This window comes from Paenibacillus sp. 7516 (genome assembly GCF_002272715.1).
GTDB classification, from domain to species: domain Bacteria; phylum Bacillota; class Bacilli; order Paenibacillales; family Paenibacillaceae; genus Paenibacillus; species Paenibacillus illinoisensis_A.
The window spans coordinates 1-20,545 of sequence record NZ_NPBI01000002.1 but is presented as its reverse complement, the minus strand read 5'-3'; the positions used below and the strand labels follow the sequence as shown (position 1 = coordinate 20,545).

15 protein-coding genes and 2 pseudogenes are annotated in these 20,545 nt (G+C 45.4%); 2 read left to right on the top strand and 15 right to left on the bottom strand.

Going from position 1 to position 20,545, the window contains the following annotated elements; all coding sequences use genetic code 11:
* The first annotated feature begins 76 nt into the window (after window positions 1-76).
* A complete protein-coding gene (locus CHI14_RS00170; RefSeq protein WP_095286402.1) occupies window positions 77-1,237 on the top strand; it encodes a S8 family peptidase in 1,161 nt (386 codons plus the stop codon).
* A gap of 133 nt (window positions 1,238-1,370) precedes the next feature.
* Here CHI14_RS00170 and CHI14_RS00165 read toward each other — a convergent pair whose 3' ends face one another.
* From CHI14_RS00165 to CHI14_RS00135, 8 genes and pseudogenes are all read right to left on the bottom strand, one after another.
* Window positions 1,371-2,813, bottom strand: coding sequence for a 6-phospho-beta-glucosidase (locus CHI14_RS00165; protein ID WP_095286401.1), 1,443 nt, complete (start codon window positions 2,811-2,813; stop codon window positions 1,371-1,373).
* Between the two features lie 31 nt (window positions 2,814-2,844).
* Window positions 2,845-4,767: a beta-glucoside-specific PTS transporter subunit IIABC gene (locus tag CHI14_RS00160; protein ID WP_095286400.1), complete on the bottom strand. Its 1,923-nt coding sequence runs from the start codon at window positions 4,765-4,767 to the stop codon at window positions 2,845-2,847.
* A gap of 355 nt (window positions 4,768-5,122) precedes the next feature.
* Window positions 5,123-5,962 (bottom strand): BglG family transcription antiterminator LicT, encoded by an 840-nt coding sequence (licT, locus tag CHI14_RS00155; RefSeq protein ID WP_095286664.1) that lies wholly within the window; start codon window positions 5,960-5,962, stop codon window positions 5,123-5,125.
* Window positions 5,963-6,472: 510 nt separating this feature from the next.
* Window positions 6,473-7,111 carry a pyridoxamine 5'-phosphate oxidase family protein gene (locus CHI14_RS00150; protein ID WP_095286663.1) on the bottom strand — a complete coding sequence of 213 codons (639 nt, stop codon included), beginning with the start codon at window positions 7,109-7,111 and terminating at the stop codon, window positions 6,473-6,475.
* A 45-nt stretch (window positions 7,112-7,156) separates the two neighbouring features.
* A complete protein-coding gene (locus tag CHI14_RS00145) occupies window positions 7,157-7,717 on the bottom strand; it encodes a DEAD/DEAH box helicase family protein (protein ID WP_095286399.1) in 561 nt (186 codons plus the stop codon).
* Between the two features lie 156 nt (window positions 7,718-7,873).
* Window positions 7,874-8,962 (bottom strand): acyltransferase, encoded by a 1,089-nt coding sequence (locus tag CHI14_RS00140; protein WP_095286398.1) that lies wholly within the window; start codon window positions 8,960-8,962, stop codon window positions 7,874-7,876.
* Between the two features lie 239 nt (window positions 8,963-9,201).
* Window positions 9,202-9,633 (bottom strand): alpha-L-rhamnosidase C-terminal domain-containing protein, encoded by a 432-nt coding sequence (locus CHI14_RS30375; RefSeq protein WP_249280957.1) that lies wholly within the window; start codon window positions 9,631-9,633, stop codon window positions 9,202-9,204.
* Window positions 9,634-11,893, bottom strand: a pseudogene (locus tag CHI14_RS00135) (family 78 glycoside hydrolase catalytic domain); the annotation flags it as partial. It abuts the gene before it with no gap.
* A 137-nt stretch (window positions 11,894-12,030) separates the two neighbouring features.
* Here CHI14_RS00135 and CHI14_RS00130 point away from each other — a divergent pair.
* Window positions 12,031-12,900 (top strand): helix-turn-helix transcriptional regulator, encoded by an 870-nt coding sequence (locus tag CHI14_RS00130; RefSeq protein WP_095286397.1) that lies wholly within the window; start codon window positions 12,031-12,033, stop codon window positions 12,898-12,900.
* Between the two features lie 29 nt (window positions 12,901-12,929).
* On the opposite strand, the gene CHI14_RS00125 is transcribed toward CHI14_RS00130, so the two are convergent.
* The 7 genes and pseudogenes from CHI14_RS00125 to CHI14_RS00095 form a co-directional block, all read right to left on the bottom strand.
* Window positions 12,930-13,496: a 5' nucleotidase, NT5C type gene (locus CHI14_RS00125; protein ID WP_095286396.1), complete on the bottom strand. Its 567-nt coding sequence runs from the start codon at window positions 13,494-13,496 to the stop codon at window positions 12,930-12,932.
* A gap of 135 nt (window positions 13,497-13,631) precedes the next feature.
* The gene (locus tag CHI14_RS00120; RefSeq protein ID WP_095286395.1) at window positions 13,632-15,095 is read right to left on the bottom strand and encodes a glycoside hydrolase family 1 protein; all 1,464 of its coding nucleotides are present in this window, start codon (window positions 15,093-15,095) and stop codon (window positions 13,632-13,634) included.
* Window positions 15,096-15,125: 30 nt separating this feature from the next.
* Window positions 15,126-17,045, bottom strand: coding sequence for a beta-glucoside-specific PTS transporter subunit IIABC (locus tag CHI14_RS00115; protein ID WP_095286394.1), 1,920 nt, complete (start codon window positions 17,043-17,045; stop codon window positions 15,126-15,128).
* 127 nt (window positions 17,046-17,172) lie between these two features.
* Complete coding sequence (licT, locus tag CHI14_RS00110; RefSeq protein WP_095286393.1) at window positions 17,173-18,015, bottom strand: BglG family transcription antiterminator LicT; 843 nt, start codon at window positions 18,013-18,015, stop codon at window positions 17,173-17,175.
* Between the two features lie 314 nt (window positions 18,016-18,329).
* Window positions 18,330-18,713, bottom strand: a complete 384-nt coding sequence (locus CHI14_RS00105) for a hypothetical protein (protein WP_170947967.1) — start codon at window positions 18,711-18,713, stop codon at window positions 18,330-18,332.
* A gap of 214 nt (window positions 18,714-18,927) precedes the next feature.
* Window positions 18,928-20,031, bottom strand: a complete 1,104-nt coding sequence (locus tag CHI14_RS00100; RefSeq protein ID WP_095286391.1) for a metallophosphoesterase — start codon at window positions 20,029-20,031, stop codon at window positions 18,928-18,930.
* A 306-nt stretch (window positions 20,032-20,337) separates the two neighbouring features.
* Window positions 20,338-20,545, bottom strand: a pseudogene (locus CHI14_RS00095) (NADP-dependent phosphogluconate dehydrogenase); the annotation flags it as partial.

Genomic DNA, 20,545 nt, shown 5'->3' with positions numbered 1-20,545 from the left:
AAAGCCCGCGCGATTTGAGAGACTCTGCATACGATAAGACGTGTTATCAAATCAAACTCACAAGGGGGAAAAAGCGATGTGGCTATGGCTGGGTATCTCTGCTTCATTTCTGCTCATGCTGGGATTTGTATATCGTTACGTAGAAGACATCCTAGAAACGCGAAAGTTTCATCCCCATGCTCCCAAGCAGCTCTTGATCAAATTTAAAGACGGCACCACAGCAGATCAAATGCACGCTCTGCATAAAAAAGGAAGATGCAAAGTTGCCGAAACTTATGAGGATCTCGGCTGGTATCGGGTAGAATCAAGCAGAATCATGCATCGCATGCTAAAGAATTATAAGGATCATGAACTCATTGAACATGTAGAACCCAATTACCTCGCTCAGGCATCCTATACCCCGAATGACCCCTACTTCCCTTATCAGAATAACCTGCAAAAGATTAACGCACCTGCGGCTTGGGATATTAGCCAAAGCAACAGCTCCATCAAAATTGCCATTATTGATACCGGAGTGCAGCTAAACCACCCCGAGCTTGCCAGCAAGCTCCTTCCAGGTTATGACTATGTCAGCTATGACGCCATCCCCGAGGACGGAAACGGACACGGCACACATGTGGCCGGAATTGCGGCTTCGGTCACGAATAATGGAGCTGGCATCGCTGGCGTTGCTCCGCTTGCGTCCATCGTACCCATTCGTGTCCTGGATGATAGCGGAATGGGAACCATGGGCAATGTCGGCAACGGGCTGGTCTATGCTGCCAATAACGGTATACAAGTGGTTAACTTGAGTCTGGGCGGACCTATCGGCGATGCATTCTTGCAAGCTGCGGTACAGTATGCCTGGGACCGCGGTGCAGTCATTATTGCTGCTGCCGGCAATGACAATACTTCCTATCCAATCGTGCCCGCCTCCTACCCCAATGTGATTGCTGTCGCTTCCACCAATCCTTCCGACCTGAAATCCAATTTCTCCAACTATGGTTCATGGGTTGATATGGCTGCTCCGGGTGACAGCATACTGTCGACTTATCTCGGCAGCTCGTACGCATATATGAGCGGAACATCAATGGCTGCACCACAGGTAGCAGGTACGGCTGCCTTGCTTGCTGCCCAAGGCAAAACCAATGCCCAGATCCGTGATGCGTTGTGCTTTGCCTCCGATCCCGTATCCGGTTCCGGGGTCTACTGGCAGTATGGCAGGCTAAACGCACATCGGAGTCTGCAAGTCCCCTAATTGGTTCTTCTCTTAGATGAGCATATAAAGGTGAACTTTCAAAGTTCTGTTCAATTGAACAAAAGAGGAGCAGTACCGTGTGTAACACAGGGTTGCTCCTCCCTTTTTCTGAATTTCACTTACTGGACAGAATTTAGAAGTATTGTGCACCATGAGTAGCAATGACGTCTTTGTACCAGTGGAAGCTTTTCTTTTTCACCCTTCTCAGCGAACCCGTGCCGTCATTGTTTCGGTCTACATAGATGTAACCATAACGTTTTTTCATTTCTCCTGTTCCTGCACTGACCAAATCAATCGGGCCCCAGCTCGTATATCCAATGATCTCGACTCCGTCCTGAATGGCTTCTGCCATCTCGGCAAAATGACGGTCCAGATAGTCAATGCGGTAATCATCCTCCACCGTATCTTTATCCAGCAATACATCCGTAGCACCAAGACCATTTTCCACAATGAATAATGGCTTGCCGTAGCGGTCGTGCAGCTGGTTGCAGGTAATTCGCAGACCTTTCGGGTCAATGGTCCATCCCCATTCCGATGCATCAAGATAAGGGTTTTTCACGGAACCAAATACATTGCCCTCCGTTGAATCCTTCAAAATCTCCGGATCGGTGCTTGTGCAGCGGCTGGCATAATAGCTGAAGCCAATATAGTCCACCGTATTTTGCTTAAGAAGCTCGGCATCTTCAGGCTGCATTTCAATATGAATCCCGTTTTCTCTGAAGAAACGCTTCGTATAACCCGGGTATGCCCCCTTGGACTGAACATCAATGAAGAAAAATGACTCGCGATCCTGCTCCATCGCCTTCCATACGTCCTCCGGATTGGATGTGTAGGGATACACCGTACCTGCAGCCAGCATGCATCCGATCTGTGCACCGGGAATCATCTCGTGACACGCCTTCACGGCAAGTGCACTGGCTACCAGTTCATGATGCGCCGCCTGATACAGGACCTGCTGCTTGTCCTCTCCCTCTTGCAGGACGATACCTGCACCAATATACGGAAGATGCAGAAGCATGTTGATTTCGTTAAACGTCATCCAGTATTTCACTTTGTCCTTATATCGATGGAATAACGTCTTCGCATAGGTTTCAAAAAATCCAATCATCTTGCGGTTCTTCCAGCCGCCATATGTTTGCACGAGGTGTACAGGTACATCAAAATGACAAATGGTAACGACCGGTTCAATATTATATTTCAATAATTCATCGAAGACATCATCATAGAATTGCAGGCCTGCCTCATTGGGCTCGGCGTCATCCCCGTTCGGGAAGATCCGGGACCAGGCGATCGAAAGCCTGAAACATTTGAACCCCATTTCGGCAAATAAAGCAATGTCTTCCTTGTACCGATGATAGAAATCAATGGCTTCATGAGAAGGGTAGAACTCGCCTTCCTTGGGTTCGAACGAGTCCAGGTTACCCATCGCAATGGGGAAACGCTTAGACCCAGTAGGGATTAGGTCGACCGTAGTCAATCCTTTCCCCCCTTCCAGATAGGCACCTTCCAGCTGATTCGCTGCTGTTGCTCCTCCCCAGAGAAAATTCTCCGGGAAGGAAGTTGGCTTTTCAAACATAAAGCACTCCTCCTCTTCATCGTAACTTGATTTAACCAAGCACCGTTAGCAATTTGTCTTTTTCGTTCACCGATGCATTCTCTGTGCCCACAACATCCAGGTAATTTGAAGTATTTGTAATAATAATAGGAGTAACCGTCTCATAACCGGCATCCTTGATGGCCTGCAGATCAAACTCCATAATCAAATCTCCAACGTTGACCCGGTCACCATCTTTCACATGAGCATTGAAATGTTGACCTTTCAGTTGTACCGTATCTTGTCCAATGTGGATCAGCATCTCTACACCATCATCCGTCACAAGTCCAATAGCATGCTTTGTGCGGTAAACCGTTTGTACAACACCTGTGATTGGAGATACCACTCGGCCACTTGTTGGTCGAATCGCAATGCCTTTACCCATATGCTCACCAGCAAACGTAATGTCGTTAATTTCCTTCAATTGAATAACTTCACCAGCCATTGGGCTGAAGATTTCGTATTTGCTGTTCGGATTGGGATCGAGTGCAGGTGCTTGTGCAGCTGCCGGAGCTGGTACAGGTGAAGCAGCTTCCTTGAATCCAACTACATACGTGAGAACGAAACCAAGTATGAACGCAACGGCTGTTGCAACAAGTGCCATGTAGAATGTTGAATCAACACCTGTGGCCGGGTTAATGAAGGTCGGATAACCGAATACGCCAAGTCCGCCAAACATGTACATTTTCGAGCCGAAGAATCCCAGTATGGCGCCGCCAATACCACCTGCAATACAGCTCATGATAAACGGTTTTTTCAGTGGAAGGGTCACACCATAGATTGCCGGCTCGGTAACACCGAAGATGCCTGAGATGAAGGCTGGAATACTCAAAGATTTCAGTTTGGCATTTTTAGTTCTCAACATTACGGCAAGTACTGCACCAATCTGAGCAAAGGATGCAGCGAACGACATGGCAACCACCGGATCCGCTCCGGACGTACTGAGGTTCAGAAGCATGACTGGAACCAGACCCCAGTGAAGACCGAACAGTACAAACACCTGCCACAGACCGCCAATGATAAGACCTGTAAGAAGTGGGCTCAGATCATAGATTCCGGTTGCTCCTGCACCGATCAGCTGTCCAGCCCAAGTGGATACTGGACCAATTACAAGGAACGTTGCCGGAACGATAACAAGCAGCGTAAAGAATGGAACAAGGAATGTGCTAACCACTTTAGGGATAACATTTTTGAAGAATCTTTCGATTTTCACGGCAAAGAATGTAGCAATAATAATTGGAATAACCGAAGATGAATAGTTCATCAGGATCACAGGAATACCCAGGAAAGTAATATGAATCGGTGATTCAAACAACGTACCCGCGAATAGTGTGTACAATGGATCTCCCGCAGTCAAACCGGACAGCGTAGGATAAACCAGTGTAGCCCCGATGGCCATACCCAGGAACGGTGAGCCGCCAAATTTCTTGATAGCCGTATAACCAAGGAATACCGGGAAGAAGTAGAACAGACAGTCACCCGTTGCATTCAGCAAATGGTACGTTCCGGATGTGTCCGTCAACCAGCCGAAGGATAGAAACATGGCTGTAAACCCTTTGATCATCCCTGTTGCAGCAAGCAAGCCGAGAAGTGGAGTGAAGACTCCCGAGATCATATCGATAAATCGGCTGAATAATCCTACTTTTTTCCCCGATTCTTCCTTCGTCTCTTCAACCTGACCTTCTGTCGGCAAGTTGCCGACCTTCACAATCGCTTTATATACATCCGGCACTTCATTGCCGATGACGACCTGATATTGTCCTCCGCTCTGCATAACCGTAATAACGCCAGGCAGATTTTTAATCTCTTCTGTTTTAGCAACGCTTTCATTTTTCAGTTTAAAACGTAATCTGGTTACACAGTGGAAAACGCTGTTTACGTTTCCAGAACCACCTACACGGGATAGGATGTCTTTGGCCAGTTGATCGTAATTCATAGTTATTCTCCCTCTCTAAGTAGACTCCCCATGCTTGTGAAACAAAGAAAACCTGAACTACTGAACATACACAACGTGCCGGATGATCCGGAAACAAGTCGTGTTATTCAGCAATTCAGGTTTTGCCCTTAATGGTTGCAACCCTGTAAGGCTGTACACAGCGATATTCGGTTGTTACTTCAACAACTTTATCTTAAAGTAAGTTGCAACCAGTCTACTGACCTGGAGTGATCGGCATTGCCTGATTGAACAGTTACAATCCGATTTTGTATGCGCTTACTTTATGGATTCATAATAGTATAACTTCTGAACTTTTGCAAGCGCTTTTTTAGTGGGATATTTTGGTTATATGGAACTACTCTGAAGTGGCGTGCACCACACGTTCAATGTGAATCGACAGATACATCATTTCCTCGTTAGTAAGTTGATATGTGTAGTTATTTTCAATAAATTTTTTGATTTTTTCGGAGCACTTGTGCGCTTCGGGATACTTCTTCTGGATCAGTTCAAACAATTCATCATCATTGTTATTTTTATAGTGCTTCCCTTTCACCAGACGCTGGGCGAAAAATTTCAGATGTGTCACAAATCGGTAATAGTTCAGCGAGTTCTCGTCAAAATCCATTTTGAAATGGTACTTGATGATCGTCAGCACCTCTTGCATCACCTGCGTCATACTTCGAATATTCGGCATTTCTTCGTTAAGTGCTGCATTTACAAAATGTAATGCCATAAATCCGGCTTCATCTTCCGGTAACAGGACACCAAATTGATCACAAATCATGTTGAGGGCCTCAAGTCCCACTTCGTACTCATCCTTGTACAACTGTTTTGTTTCCCACAGTAATCCATTTCGTATAGGCAGGTTCTTGCGATATCGCTCAATGGCGAAATGGATATGATCTGTCAGATGGAGATAGATGCTGTCGTTCAATTTTTTGCCTAATTTCAGTTTGGCATACGCGATGATCTCTTCGGAAACTTTCATGTATTCCATTGGTATGCTGGCGATTAATGTTTTGAAGTTTTCCTGGATATCTTCGTTCTGCAAAGTAAAGATCTTGTCAATATGCTCCTCGGAGACCCGATCACCTGCCCGCTTCTGAAAAGCTATTCCTCGGCCAATGACGATGACTTCGCGCCCATCCTGAATGGCAACTACAGCATTATTGTTCAGCACCTTCTCGATTTTCACTTTATCCACCCCAATATACAGAAAAAGACAAGCCATACCTTCAACGAGGTCATAGGTCCTGCCCTTTTCAACTTCAATATCTACGATATGTGCGTTCATGGTATTACAATTTTCTACAATGTGCAACAATAAATTTAATTTGGTTCCATCTGTTTTATTTTATTCAACCTCTCCCGTAAGTGCTTGAAGGATTTGTATTAATTCCTCTTAAAGAATGATAAAAGACTGCCAAAAATGAAAAGCACAACTCACCTAAATGTCGATCTACTATAGGTAATATTCCATACCATTCATGGTTAATGAGAGAACGTTGAATGTAATACCGATTCGAGTAGATCCAGCTGTTCTTTTGTATTAAAATACAGGACAAAACAGACCTGCACGACTCATTTTTTCTTATTTCTATTATCCGATGACAGTGCCATACGGAAACATAAGACTAACAATGGCTCCTGCAATCATCAAGACTAATACAAACAAAATGATTCAACTCCTTAGACTTTGCAAATATTAATACAATCGCTTCTCATACGATTCTTGTAAAGAACGGACGACATCGTCCTCCGTAACACCCAATTTGCCAGCGTGTGCAGCGATAATACGTGCTGGTTTGGGTAATTCCTCCTTGGCGGGCCAGTGCTCGGGTTCCCATGTGTGCGAACGTTTAAAGGCTTTGCCACAATGCATATAACACTCTTCTACCGTTACAGCGATACCAAGTTTGGGTGTTTTACCCTGCGCCTGCATTTGCGTCATCATGTCCGTATCCCGAATAATCATCGCTCTACCATTGATACGCAGTGTCTCTTCCAGTCCAGGAATAACAAAAATCAATCCAATGTGCGGATTGGACAAAATGTTTAACAGCGAGTCAAAACGTCTGTTGCCCGGCCGTTCCGGAATGACCAGATGATGCTGATCCACGACATGTACAAATCCTTCTCCGTCACCACGGGGAGATACATCACAAGACCCAGAACGATCGCTGGTTGACATAAAGAGCAGGCCAGAACGCGCAATGAATTGCTGACAATGCTCATCCAGATATGCGATCGATTTATTCTTCACCAATTCTCCCGGTGTACCGCAGATCTCTCGAAGAATGTCCTCCGATGCTACGATGTCTTTAAATATGTTGTTGGTCAACATGACCACGTCCTTTCTATCCTTCTAAATCTCTGGTTGATTAACTGCTTATAGATCAAATCTTTTCTTGATGGCTTCCGCCACCTCTTCAGGACTTTTATGTGTGTTATTGATTCGAATATAGTGCTCGTGTGTAAATCGCCCCGGTGCTGAGTTCAGTTGGTGCTTCTTCATGCTATCTAGCAAATCCTGTTCGGACCATTCTACGTTTCGCTTCGTTGCTTTATGCAGCAGCCGGTGAGGACTCCGGTTACGTTTCAATCGCTCCGGCATATCTGCCTCCAATTCGACATAACACACCTGTCCGCCATGAGCAGTGAACAGCTCACTGATTTTACGGATATATTCTGCATCCTCTTTAGAATCGAACGCCCACACGTATGTAAAGATCAAGCCGGGAAGATTGCTCTTCGCCACTTCTTCAAAAATTTCCTGGCGAAACAGACTCACCAGTCGTTTGCCTTGAGGTGTGCCATAACTGAAGTAGGGGGATACCAGTTCAATGGTCATGTGATTATGAAACAACTTCAGATCCGTGATCTTCTCTAGTTCCTGGCCGACGGTCATCTTCCCGACCGCTTGTGGACCAAAAATGATGACAAATTTCATCCCATCACTCCTCCTATGGATATAAATTATTTGAATTTTCTGGACATTCATCCATAATACCTCTTCAAAAGAAAATAAAAAAGAGATTCCAGTTCCCCTTTTTTCATCAGGAGCCTTAGAATCTCTTATTCATATTCCTAAATATAACATTCAAATTTATCGCCCAATCAGCGCCCAGCCCCATTTCATTCGCCGTAATCCAATCGCGATCACCCATGAGAGCAGCAGGGCAACGACGTATGAAAGTAGTATGCCAAAACTAAAATGCCGGGCCAGTTCCACCGAGAACTCACGTCTCCAGAATAACAATACTAATGGGTGCATCAAGAATACCCCGAAGGCCACTGTACCCAGTGAGTCCAAGAGTCGATGAATCCGATGTGCTTGATCCCACTTTTGGGCCGCTATTCGTTCACATCCCATCAACAATAACAAACATGCAGAAAGTGTAAACAAATTCCGGAACAAAAACAACAAGGTATACATCATAATTGGAAGTGCAGTTAAGGATGTTTTTATGTAGACACTGCCATAGATAAATATAAAAGCTCCGCTTAAAAAGGCCAAAATTAAGACATAGCGGTATGAACGCAGTTTCCCCAGAGAAACGTTAAAGTTCAGGCCAATCCATGCACCAAATCCAATAACGATCAGGTAACTCGGCAGAAGACTTCCCATTCGCTCGAAGTGAAACTGAAGATGCAGCGCATAAAAGACAGCCTGAGCTGCAATGAAGAATAAGGGCAGATAACGCTTAAATAAACGAAACCGGGTCAGTGATAAAAGTAAAGGAAATACCGCATAAAACTGAAGAATAATAAGAAAAAAGTATAAGTGCGTATGGGCTGTTCCTGTGAGCAATTGTTTAAGAAAAAACGTAAAATGAGACATGGGATCATGACGTGCCAGCAGCTGTTTGACCCCAAAATAAATGAATGACCACATCAGATAAGGCACAAACACATAGAGCAGACGCTTTTTATAAAATCCGAACATCCACCCCGTTTCCTTCACCCTGGTACTATAATTGTAGAACAAAACAAGCGAGGACAAAAACAGAAACGCAGGCACCGCAAATTGCAGTATACTGTTCCAGAAAAAATAAAAATCATAGCCCTGCGAATGAGTGGGATAATGTGTAACTGCTGTGGATGTTGCATGGATGGCAACCACCGCCATGATGGCAACAGCCCGAAACAGATCCAGATATTCAATTCGCCGGGGCCGATTAACCGGTTGATTCATGATAAAACCTCACTTATGACTGATATGGGATGATAGTTTCCGGCCGTAATCCAGATTCTACACTTCATTGTAATCAGCCTGCGAGGGTTATACAATCGATATCCATATTATTTTCGTCAATTTCCTCCCATATTCAACATCATTCGACATTTCGGACCCGAATCTTAAATAAGAATGAAGAAGGACCTGCGTTAATGCAGATCCCTTTTACTCAAAGTGCTTATATTCCTCTATCTATATTACTTCATGATTACGGGCTCCGATTCCTCCATACACTTGTATGTGAACTGGTAACTTCCTGATCCCAAATCAATCTTCACGTGAGATTCTCTCGTATGGACACCCTGAAGATGAGGCACCTTATGCAAAGGAAGACCACCCTCCATAACTGTCTGAAGACTTGCACCTGGCAAAACAACGGTACCCGTTGCATTGGCGGGAATGGTTACGTGCACTTCCATCTCATTGTGTTCCCGGCGATACCAGCTTGAACCCACACGTCCATACATCGTATCGAGACTTGCTTCCACCCAATCCAGACCCGGACCTGGCTGCGGCTCTATACGCACAACATGAAAGGCCGGAGATTTCTCATCAGAACGAATGCCTGCAACATAACGGTATAGCCACTCTCCAATGGCACCGTACGCATAATGGTTGAATGAATTCATATCTGCACTCCATAGGCTTCCATCTTCTTTTATCCCGTCCCAATGTTCCCAGACGGTCGTCGCCCCTTTCGTTACCTGATACAGCCAGGAGGGATAGTCTTCCTGAAAGAGCAGCGTATAAGCCAGATCATGATGGCCTGTATCGCTAAGTACTGGATTCAAATATGGCGTGCCCACGAAGCCGGTTGTCAAATGATTTCCTGCATCTGCAACCAGTTTTCCCAGTTGGTCGATAGTCCGCTGTCTTGCCTTAGAATCCAGTAATTCAAAATGCAGGGCAAGAACATGAGCTGTCTGTGTAGGAACCGCCAATTTCCCCGCCGGCGTAACAAATTCCTCGCGGAATGCAGTTACAATGTGATCATGCAGCTTTTCATAGTATGCTTCATCTTCTTCGTTTCCGAGAACTGCGGCCGCCTTTCTCACGAGTGAGACCGAATAGGCATAGAACGCGGTTGCCACAAAATCCTTGTCCGTGGCACCAATGTAGCTATCCGGCTTGGAATCGAGTCCCAGCCAGTCCCCAAAGTGAAATCCTGTGTTCCATAAGTATGGATCGTTACCTTGCTCATGAATATAATGAACCCAACGTTTCATGCTATCATATTGCTCGGCAAGCAGTCTGACATCCCCATACATCTCGTAAATGGTCCAGGGACAGATGACCGCTGCATCACCCCAAGCAGCTGAAGAATGACTGGTATCCCCCCAGCCCTCGGAAGTTGAACTTCTAAGATCCGGAACGAAAAAGGGAATACCGCCGTCCTCGCCCTGATCTGCCTGAAGATCCCGCAGCCATTTCGTGAAGAAGGGACCCGTGTTCATTAGATATGAAGCTGTCCGAATAAACATCTCCGCCGGTCCAACCAAGACGTTCATCCCGCTGAGGACAGTCTGTCGGTACGTCAAGAAAATTCCCCTTTTGTCCCCAAAGTATGTTGTGATGGAGCTGGTTTACAAGCGGGCTGGAGCATTGGAAATCACCTGTTCGCTCCATATCGGAGTGCAGTACCACTCCCCTAAAGTCATCTAGATTTATGGATTCCGCGAAGCCGATGAGCTTAACATAACGGAATCCCTGAAATGTGAAATGGGGTTCATATGACTCAACCCCCTCACCTTTTAAGGTATATCGAATGGACTGCGTTGCTCCGCGTAGATTCTCGGTATAAAAATTACCCTCATGGTCCAAAATTTCAGCGTGTCTTAACTCAACGGTATGCCCTTGTTTGCCCTCTATGTTGAATTTCACCCATCCCACCATATTTTGCCCCATGTCCAGCACGCGGTCTCCCTGTGGGGTCGTGATCAAGGCGATAGGTTCCAGCTCCTGCACCTTGGTCACAGGTACATTCTCCTGAGCAACGATAATATTCTTGGTATATTCCAGTACTTCCACAGGTGACCAACGGGTTGAAGTGTTATCTGTCCAATCTGACTCCAAGCGCGCATCATATGTCTCCCCCATGTAAATATCAGACATACGGATGGCACTGCTCGCCGTCTTCCAGTCTCCATTAGACAGAATGGTTTCTACCGTTCCATCCTCGTAGTGAATATGGAGTTCCAGCAGTAAAGCTGCTTGATCTCCGAATATCCTCTTTTCTTTATTCCATCCCAAATGACCTTTATACCAACCGTCACCAAGGTATGCACCTAGAATATTCCCACCTGCTTGAAGCAGATCAGTGACATCATACACCTGGTATTGCAACCGCTTACCATAACTGGTCCATCCAGGGGTAAAATAATCCTGACCCACTCTCTTGTTATTCAGGTGCAATTCATACAGTCCAAGAGCTGTTACATAAATTCTTGCACGGGTTATTGCTTGTTTCAGTTCAAAAGTGGTACGTAGGCGAGGACATGCCGTATCATGCTCATCTTCGGGCTTTGACGTAATCCAATCCGCCTGCCAAGCATTCTTGCTGTCCATCAGTCCCATTTCGAAGAATGCTGCTGCTGACCAGGCAGAATGCTCTTCAGCAGTGTCCCAGACACGAATTCGATAATAATACCGGGTTCGTGCCTGAGGCTCCCAACCAGTCAGTTCCACATGAATGGACTGATCGGAGATTACTTTTCCGGAATCCCACACGGTCTGTTCATAGCCATCCGTTAGAGACAATTGAATTTGATAGGCGGATTGAACACAGTTTCGCTGGTCCGACTGCAATTGCCAGCTTAATCTAGGTGATTTGACATCCAGACCAATCGGATTTACTTTATACTCGCAACGAAGATGATTGATGGTCAACATAGGGATAAACATTCCTTTCCATCATGGTTTCCAACACAGGCTTACGCTATAATTATACTGATCCCGTTCCAGAAAATACCCGGTAATGAGGACTGTTTAACCCGGTAATTCGGCCATGACCTTAAGGAGGTGTAGACATGAACTCATCTGTGCACCTGTTAAAAAGTGAACTCTTCTTCAACTCCGAACTGCAGCTCTTTGTGAATAGATGTACCGAGGACTTCAACCTCCCTTTCCATGCCCATGATTTCTTGGAATACAGTTATGTTGCGGAAGGCGCGGGTTTCCATCACATTGCTCAGGACATTGTCCCGGTTCAAAAAGGCATGCTGTTTGTCATCCCGGTCGGCGTTCCCCATGTATTTCGTCCATCATCCTCCAATGTCTCAGAGCATCCGCTGATCATATATAACTGTCTGTTCCATACAGAGCTGATACATAAACTGTCCCTCACCATTCAGGAAGAGGACATTCGAAGCCACCTGATCGATTTGGCCAACAATGAGATCTCTTATATATCCATTGGTGATCAGAATCGTCAGATTGAAGAGTTGATGGTGAAGCTCTACCGCGAAACCTCCGTTGCGGGAATCGGTTCGTCCAGTATGTTATTCACACTCGTTTGCCAGCTTATCGTAACGACCTACAGACAGCTGCATCAGAAAAGACACGTTGAACAAGGGCCCTCTTCCGATTTTGAATACATCCTTCAATATCTGGATCAGCATCTTGGCATGCGCATTCGCATGAGTGATCTATCTCACCAATCAGGTTGGAGCGAAAAGCAAATTGGCCGCATGTTCCTAAGCTATACGGGACAAACCTTCAGCTCTTACCTACAGCACCTGCGCATACAAAAAAGCTGTGAACTCCTGAAGAATTCACAGCATAAAGTTAGCCTCATCGCCGAGCTTGTCGGATACCGGGATGTCGATACATTCTACGCCGTCTTCAAACGAATTACCGGGGAAACTCCGCTGACATACCGCAAAAAGTCCAGAACCTGAAGTCCTGGACCTTCTTTTTGGTACTTTGACTAGCCCCTCGCAGTTTCAAACAAATCATCTATGTACGCCTTGGCACCTTTCCAACTGGACATCAAGGGAAACGGATACTGTTCCCGCTCACTCCCATTCCACGGATGAGGGATACAAATGACTTTCTTTCCCGCTTTCCAAGCCGGAATCAAATTATGTGCTCCGTCATCAATTAACAAGTCAAAGTTAATCAAATTTTTCCGTTTGCATGTGATAAACTGCTCCGCCGTGATAAAGGGCATATGGCGCTGAAGCCAGTTCCACTTTTCCACCACGGTCTTTGGGTCTGCTGCGGTCACAATAATAACGTCATAAGCTTCATTTAGCTTCTTCATTTCATCTACAACGTACTCGTCGTACAGCTCCAATTCCTCAAATAGTCCCGGCCGACCATAAAAAACTTCATGAGTGCTCTCCGGATGACGCAAGTGAGACGTATCCCAATGAGTCATATCCTCATAACGCAGCGGATGGGTCGGGAAATTGATGTTGTTGTGATAAATGGCTCGCCGGACCAGATGACAGATTGTATCATCCATGTCTACCGCAATGATTGGTTTTTTCATGTTATCCCTCCCCAGTACGAACACAGTATATCACCCCGGGTGTCATGAAGCTATTCTTTTTACCAGCTCATCTATGGATAAAAAAAGGCGCCCCCTGCGCCGCTCACCTGCCGCGCCTGGGGCTGCCATTTTGAATTAAGCCAAATCTTCACCGTTGGAAGCAATGACTTTTTGATACCAGCCAAAGCTTTTTTTCTTATAACGGTTCAATGTACCTTGTCCGTTATCGTCCTGATCGACGTAGATTACGCCATAACGCTTGGACATCTCGGAGGTGGAGGCACTGATGATGTCGATCGCTCCCCAGTTTGTGTAACCCATGAGGTCTACACCATCCATAACGGCTTCCTTCATTTGCGTAATATGTTTTCTCAGGTAGTCTATCCGGTAATCATCGTTAATGGAACCGTCAGCCTCAACCGTATCCTTGGCACCTAGTCCGTTCTCCACAACGAATAATGGTAATTGATAACGATCATACAGCTCTTTGAGTACTACTCGAAGTCCGATTGGGTCAAGCTGCCAGCCCCATTCTGTACGTTCCAGATTCGGGTTTTTGATGGTGCTGTACAGATTACCTCCTGTTACTCCATATTCCTCTGGATTTACAGCAGATACCAAGGACGTGTAGTAACTGAACGAGATGAAATCGACTGTGTGCTTTTTCAACAGTTCTTCATCGCCTGGTTCCATGACAATGGAAATTCCATGGTCAGCCCAGTAACGTGCCATGAAGGTTGGGTAGCTTCCGCGAACCTGCACATCGGTATGCAGCAGATTCAGTTGGTTATCAATCTGTGCCTGCAGCACATCTTCCGGTTTCGAAGTGGCCGGATAGTGAATCATGCGAGCAAGCATGCAGCCAATCCGGAACTCCGGATTAATCTGACGAGCTTTTTCCGTAACCAGACTGCTGGCAACGAATTGATGATGAAGCGCCTGATACGAAGCCTGCATCACATTGTCCACACGGTCTTCGATAATGCCTCCACCTGTGAACGGCTCAATGATGGTTGTGTTGATTTCATTAAACGTCAGCCAATATTTAACCTTGTCTTTATAACGGGTCATTACCGTTTCAGCATATCTCACAAAATGACCTATGACTTCCCGGCCAGCCCAGCCGTTATACTTCAGTACCAGGGCCATTGGCATTTCATAATGAGAAAGGGTTACGAGTGGTTCAATGTTGTGCTTGCCCAGTTCATCGAATACTTCGTCATAGAAGCGCAGTCCTTCTTCATTAGGTTCCGCATCATAACCGTTCGGGAAAATACGCGGCCAGTTGATCGATAGACGAAAAGTCTTGAAACCAAGCTCGGCGAATAGGGCAATATCCTCTTTGAAGCGGTGATAAAAATCAATGCCGTAGCGTTTCGGATAACCCTCCGCACTGTGGTGGGACATTGCTTTCTCAACGGTTGCAGTCGTCACATGCATGAGCTCTCTTAGATTGGTGTAGTCTTTTTTCTCAAAATAAGGAACCATGTCCGCCGTGGACCAGCCTTTGCCACCTGCATCGAATCCACCTTCAGCCTGATTGGCGGCAATGGCGCCGCCCCACAGAAAACCTTCCGGAAATCCTTGTCGATTAATCATGCGTATCTCTCCTCTTCTCGTTGATTAAGATTAAATTTGGGCTTTCAATACCTCTTGCCCCATCGTGATCTCACCCAAATTTACTGGCTGAATGTCTTTGTAATCAGCCGTGTTAGTAAGAACCATGGCTGTTGTAATGTCATATTCTTTCGCAATTTGATCGAGTTCGAAGGAAAGCAGCTTGTCTCCAGCCTGTACGCGAGTTCCGGCAGCAACATGGGATTCAAAATATTGTCCGCGCAGTTTGACTGTATTGATTCCCACGTGGATCAGGAGCTCCATGCCGTTATCACTGCGGACAACGATCGCATGTTTCGTTTTGAACACATTCATAACCGTTCCTGTTACTGGAGATACGAGCTCACCCACGCTTGGAACAAATGCAACACCTTTACCCATTAATTCATCGCCAAACGTTGGATCATTGACTTCTTTCAGCTGAATTGCTTTTCCTGTCATCGGAGCTACAGCTGTCGCATCACTTGTTGGTGTTGGTGCACCCATATCATCCACGTCCACCGCTGCTGCCTCATTGGAAGGCGCTGCTGCTGGAGTAGAAGAAGCACCAGGGGAGAATTGAGCGAGCGCTTCCGCGTCTCCTTCTTCTTCCTTAATTCCGAATACCGTGGACATAATCGCACCTACCACAAAAGCAAGAATCATACCAATCAAGGAATACCAGAACGTTTGTCCAATGAGGGAAGGCAGTCCAGGAAGTCCACCGTTACCCGCAAGCACATAAGCTTTGGCTCCAAAGGCCAGTGCGAATCCGCCACCTACAGCACTACCGATCATGGCCGCAGCAAATGGTTTTTTGTATTTCATGTTTACCCCGTACATTGCCGGTTCAGTTACACCCATGAGCGCTGTAAAGCTGGTCGATAATGCAACGGTTTTGAGCTTTTTGTCTTTTGCCCGGAAAAATACGCCGAGAGTTGCCCCAGCTTGACCCATATTGGAGATATACGTCAGCGGCAAGAATTTATCAAAGCCCAGGGTAGCAATGTTGCTCAGGATAATCGGAACAAGTGCATAGTGCATACCTGTCATAATAATCAGCGCCATTGCACCGCCAAGTACGATACCTGCAATCAATCCGCCTTCGTTCAGCAGCCAGTTAATACCGCCAGACAATCCATTACCTACGAATGTACCCAGTGGGCCGATCGCGATCAGCGTAACCGGAACCATAACAAGCAAAGTAATCAACGGAACAAGCAGCAGTTTCAAAGCGGCTGGAATTACGCGGTCAACCCACTTCTCAACATAGGACATGAGCCATACGGCCAGCAAGATCGGGATAACCGATGATGCATAGCTTACTGCCGTTACCGGAATGCCGATAAAAGCAACGGATTCGCCGCTGGAGAGCAGTGTGCTCATATCCGGATACATCAACGCCGTACCTAATGCAATCGCAACGAACGGATTACTACCGAACTTGCGAGCAGCACTGACTGCAATCAGCAGTGGCAGGTAATGGAAGACGCCATCACCGATGGCTGAAAGAATGCGATACGTGTCCGTACCTGCCGACATCCAGCCGAGAGATACAAACAGGGCAAGCAAACCTTTGAGCATACCTGCAGCGGTGATCGCTGGCAGCATGGGTGCAAAGACCCCTGCAATCGTTTCAAATATTTTAAGAATTACATTTTTCTTGTTGTCCGACTTGGTCTCTTTCTTTTCCGGGCTCTGCTGCAGTGCCGGATGTTCTTTGACCATCGCATCAAACACTTTTGGAACATCATTACCAATAATGACCTGGAATTGGTCTCCGGAGATGTTGGTCCCCATGACCTTGTCCAGCTTCTTGAGTGTACCGTTATCCACTTTGTCATTGTCTTTCAATTCAAAGCGAAGACGGGAAATACAGTGGTACACCGAGTTGATGTTGTTTGTTCCCCCAACGGCTTTGATAATTTCCTGCGCCGTTTCTTGATGGTTCATGATCTTTTCCTCCTTATATTTTCCAACAAAAATACCCGAACGAATACGACACGTCGTGTGCGTGTCATTTCATTCGGGTATTGCCTGATTGAACAGTAACAAGCCCATGGGATATTCAATTTAAATTCTAATTTTCTCGCTTGGTTTTCATTAACCGCTCCAGATGGAGCGTAAGATATAACTGTTCCGAGTGTGTCATGTCGTATTGATAATTCTTATGGATAAACGTTTCGATCTTGCCGATACACTTGAAGGTTTCCGGATAGTTTTTCCGAACCACCTCGTATAAATACTCCTCTGCATCATCATGCGTTGAATGGGTGATGACTCTCTGGCAGAAGTATTTCAAATGTGTGATGAAACGGAAATAGTTAACGCTATCTTCATCCAATTCGACATTGAAGTGATATTTGATAATGTTCATGATTTCCTGAAGCAGCTGCATGAGATGAGTCACATCATTCATGGAATCATTGACTTCCGCATTAATGAAATGCAGTGCAATATTGCAAATCTCATCTTTGGGAAAATCAATATCCAGTCTTTCCTTGAGCAGCGTCAGCGCTTCTCGGGCGACATCGTACTCCGCCTTGTAAAAGTGCTGCACTTCCCAGGAAAGCGGATTCCTTGTAATCATGCCCTTTTCCATACGCTGGACAGCAAAATGAATGTGATCCGACAACGAGACATAGATCCCGTCACTGATGGTTTTATTCAATTGTGTACGTGCCAGCGTTACGATATCATCCGTTGCCTGCAGAATTTCAATCGGCACTTCAGTGACGATGGACTTGAATTTCTCATAGATCGATGCATCCTGAAGACGGAACACTTTCTCTATCCGTTCCTCATCAATCCCGTCACCGACTTTAAACTTAAACCCGATACCCCGGCCGAGGATCAGCAGTTCCTGATTTTTGTCATCCACGGTACTTACAATATTGTTATTAAATATCTGTTTAATAATCATTTTGGACCACCCGTTTTTTTTGAGGATTAAAAAAGGGCAAAACCAAAATAGAAATAATAAAATCATTTCCATAGTGGTTTTGCCCGCATTACCGGTAACAAGCCTCGGGTATAATTTATCACAACCTGAAAACGGTGTCAACTAAAAATGCTACCACTGTCTTATTTACATCGATCTATTACATAGAAAAATCCTTTTTATTAGGGCTTTAATCTTAGCAATTTCACTTCATATTAAGTATTTCACCTGTTTGCCTCTATAAAGTATTACCATCGAACGGTGGTGTGAAACCTTATTAATATATACTAGTTATTCTAATTCATTCGGGTTTCATCTTTTACTTCAGTAAGCAAAGGCTTGCCACTTAACGGTTGAAATCGTACGAGCTTATAACTGTTAATCCATTCTTCGCTTGCTGCATTTAATACAATTACTTCTGCGAGGTACTGTTCCTTTAACTCCGTTAACTTCACATCTACAGTAGAATATTCAATTTCATCAATAGCATAATAGACGTAAATCCACCCCTCATACTCAGCAGCTAACACTTCAAATTTTCTGGCTTTCCCCGCTTCGTCTTCAATTACCTCCATGACCTCAGGTGGTGCCTGAGCAAGTTCAATCGTCTCAAAAGCAACCTCAGGAATCTGTGACTGATCTCTAATCCAGTAGAGGTAGCCAGCCAATATAACCAACATCAGACCCATGACGAGCACTAATCGATTTAGTATTCGGGAATGTCTTTTTGTGTTCAACTGATCATCTCTTTTTTAGAATTATTGTATGTTAATATCCTAGTTTCCGAAGTAAATAAGCTCTATGTATATAAACACAACTTAGATGGTTTTGGTTCGCTTAGAGCCAGCAGACTTCTATAAAAAAAGACCCTTCGTTTTGAAGGGCCTTTTACTATTATTGTTGGAATGTCACATGAATCTGAACAATTTCAGAGCGACTGCTCGTGCGGATCGGCGGTCCCCAGAAACCATAACCCGAGGTCACAATGGAGTGCATCGAACCTTTTTGCAAGTAACCCCAATCGTTCTCGTAGATCGCCTGGGTGATGAACTGAGCTGGTGCAATCTGGCCGCGGTGGGTGTGACCGGACACAACCAGATCCACATGATTCTGCTCCGCAACATCCAGATCATACGGCTGATGATCCATCATCAGCACCGGCTTGCTGAGGTCGGTATCCTGCATCAACGTTGCCACTTCAGCACGGTCGTCTTCCGTCCTGTCTTTACGTCCAATCAGGGTAATTTTGTCGTCCAATACGATCTTATCATCATAAAGAACCTGCATATTGCTCTTCTCCAGCGCAGCAATCAGATCTTCAATGGGACCGTCGAACTTGTCATGATTGCCCAATGAAGCGTAGACTCCGTAAGGCGCCTGGATACCACTGATAATATCTGCGATGCCACTACCCAGATACATGTCCAGATTGTCATCGATAATGTCACCCGGATAGAGAACCAGATCAGGCTTCAAAGCATTAATTTCCTCCACCATGCGTTTGGCATGTGCCGGTCCTGAGAGAAGACCAAAATGCATGTCTGCAGCCATAACAATGTTGAGACTGTCGATCCCTTCCACCTTTTTATCAATCTGAATGCTGTACTCTCTGACGACCGGACTATACGCATTGTAGATCCCGTACGCCATCGTAGAGAGAAGTAACACCAAAGTCACTACACCCGCCCACTTCTGCGTGTGATGTCTGGGAATCCGTGTTAATCGGAGCAGCCACAATGTTAAATGGATAACTGGCAAGATCAGCAGCAGCAATGAGAAAATCGCTAGCCAGTAAGAACCAATTACACTTAAGAAGGATACACTTCCAAACAGCCGGGCCAGAATGAATGAAACTGCAAGAAATACTAGAGCAACAATATAGAACCATCGAAATCTGGCTGACACGACGGGCTTCATCCAGCTCCAGCCGCTCCAACCTATGTAGAACACCAATAAACCGTATACTACCAAAAACAAAATGCCTGCCAATACGAACATGCTCCGGTTAACCTCCACGTCAGTAAGTTGATTGCTGAATTTACACCTAACAAACGATAACTAGTAGTCTGTCTGAATCAGTATAACGCAGTTTGCAGGATCGAGGCATCACCATTACCCGTATAGATACGTACATTTTATTACAATTTGGGATACTTAAATTTCAACCACTCGCAATCAATACTTTGAAGTAATCGGATGCCTATTTAAAATAAAAAAACATGCCTGCATTCGCCTAGAGTATAACACTCCTAAACGATGCAAGCATGCTTGCTTGTTCTATTCAGTACATTGAATCAACAGATCTTACTCGTTTGTATCCATCCATTGGAAGTGGAATGAACCTTCTTTGTCCACACGTTTGAAGGTGTGAGCACCGAAGTAGTCACGCTGCGCTTGCAGCAGGTTTGCAGGCAAACGCTCTGTACGGTAGCTGTCGTAGTAGGAAAGCGCGCTGGAGAAGCCAGGTACCGGAATACCTTGTTTTACAGCAGCTGCTACAACTTCACGCCAA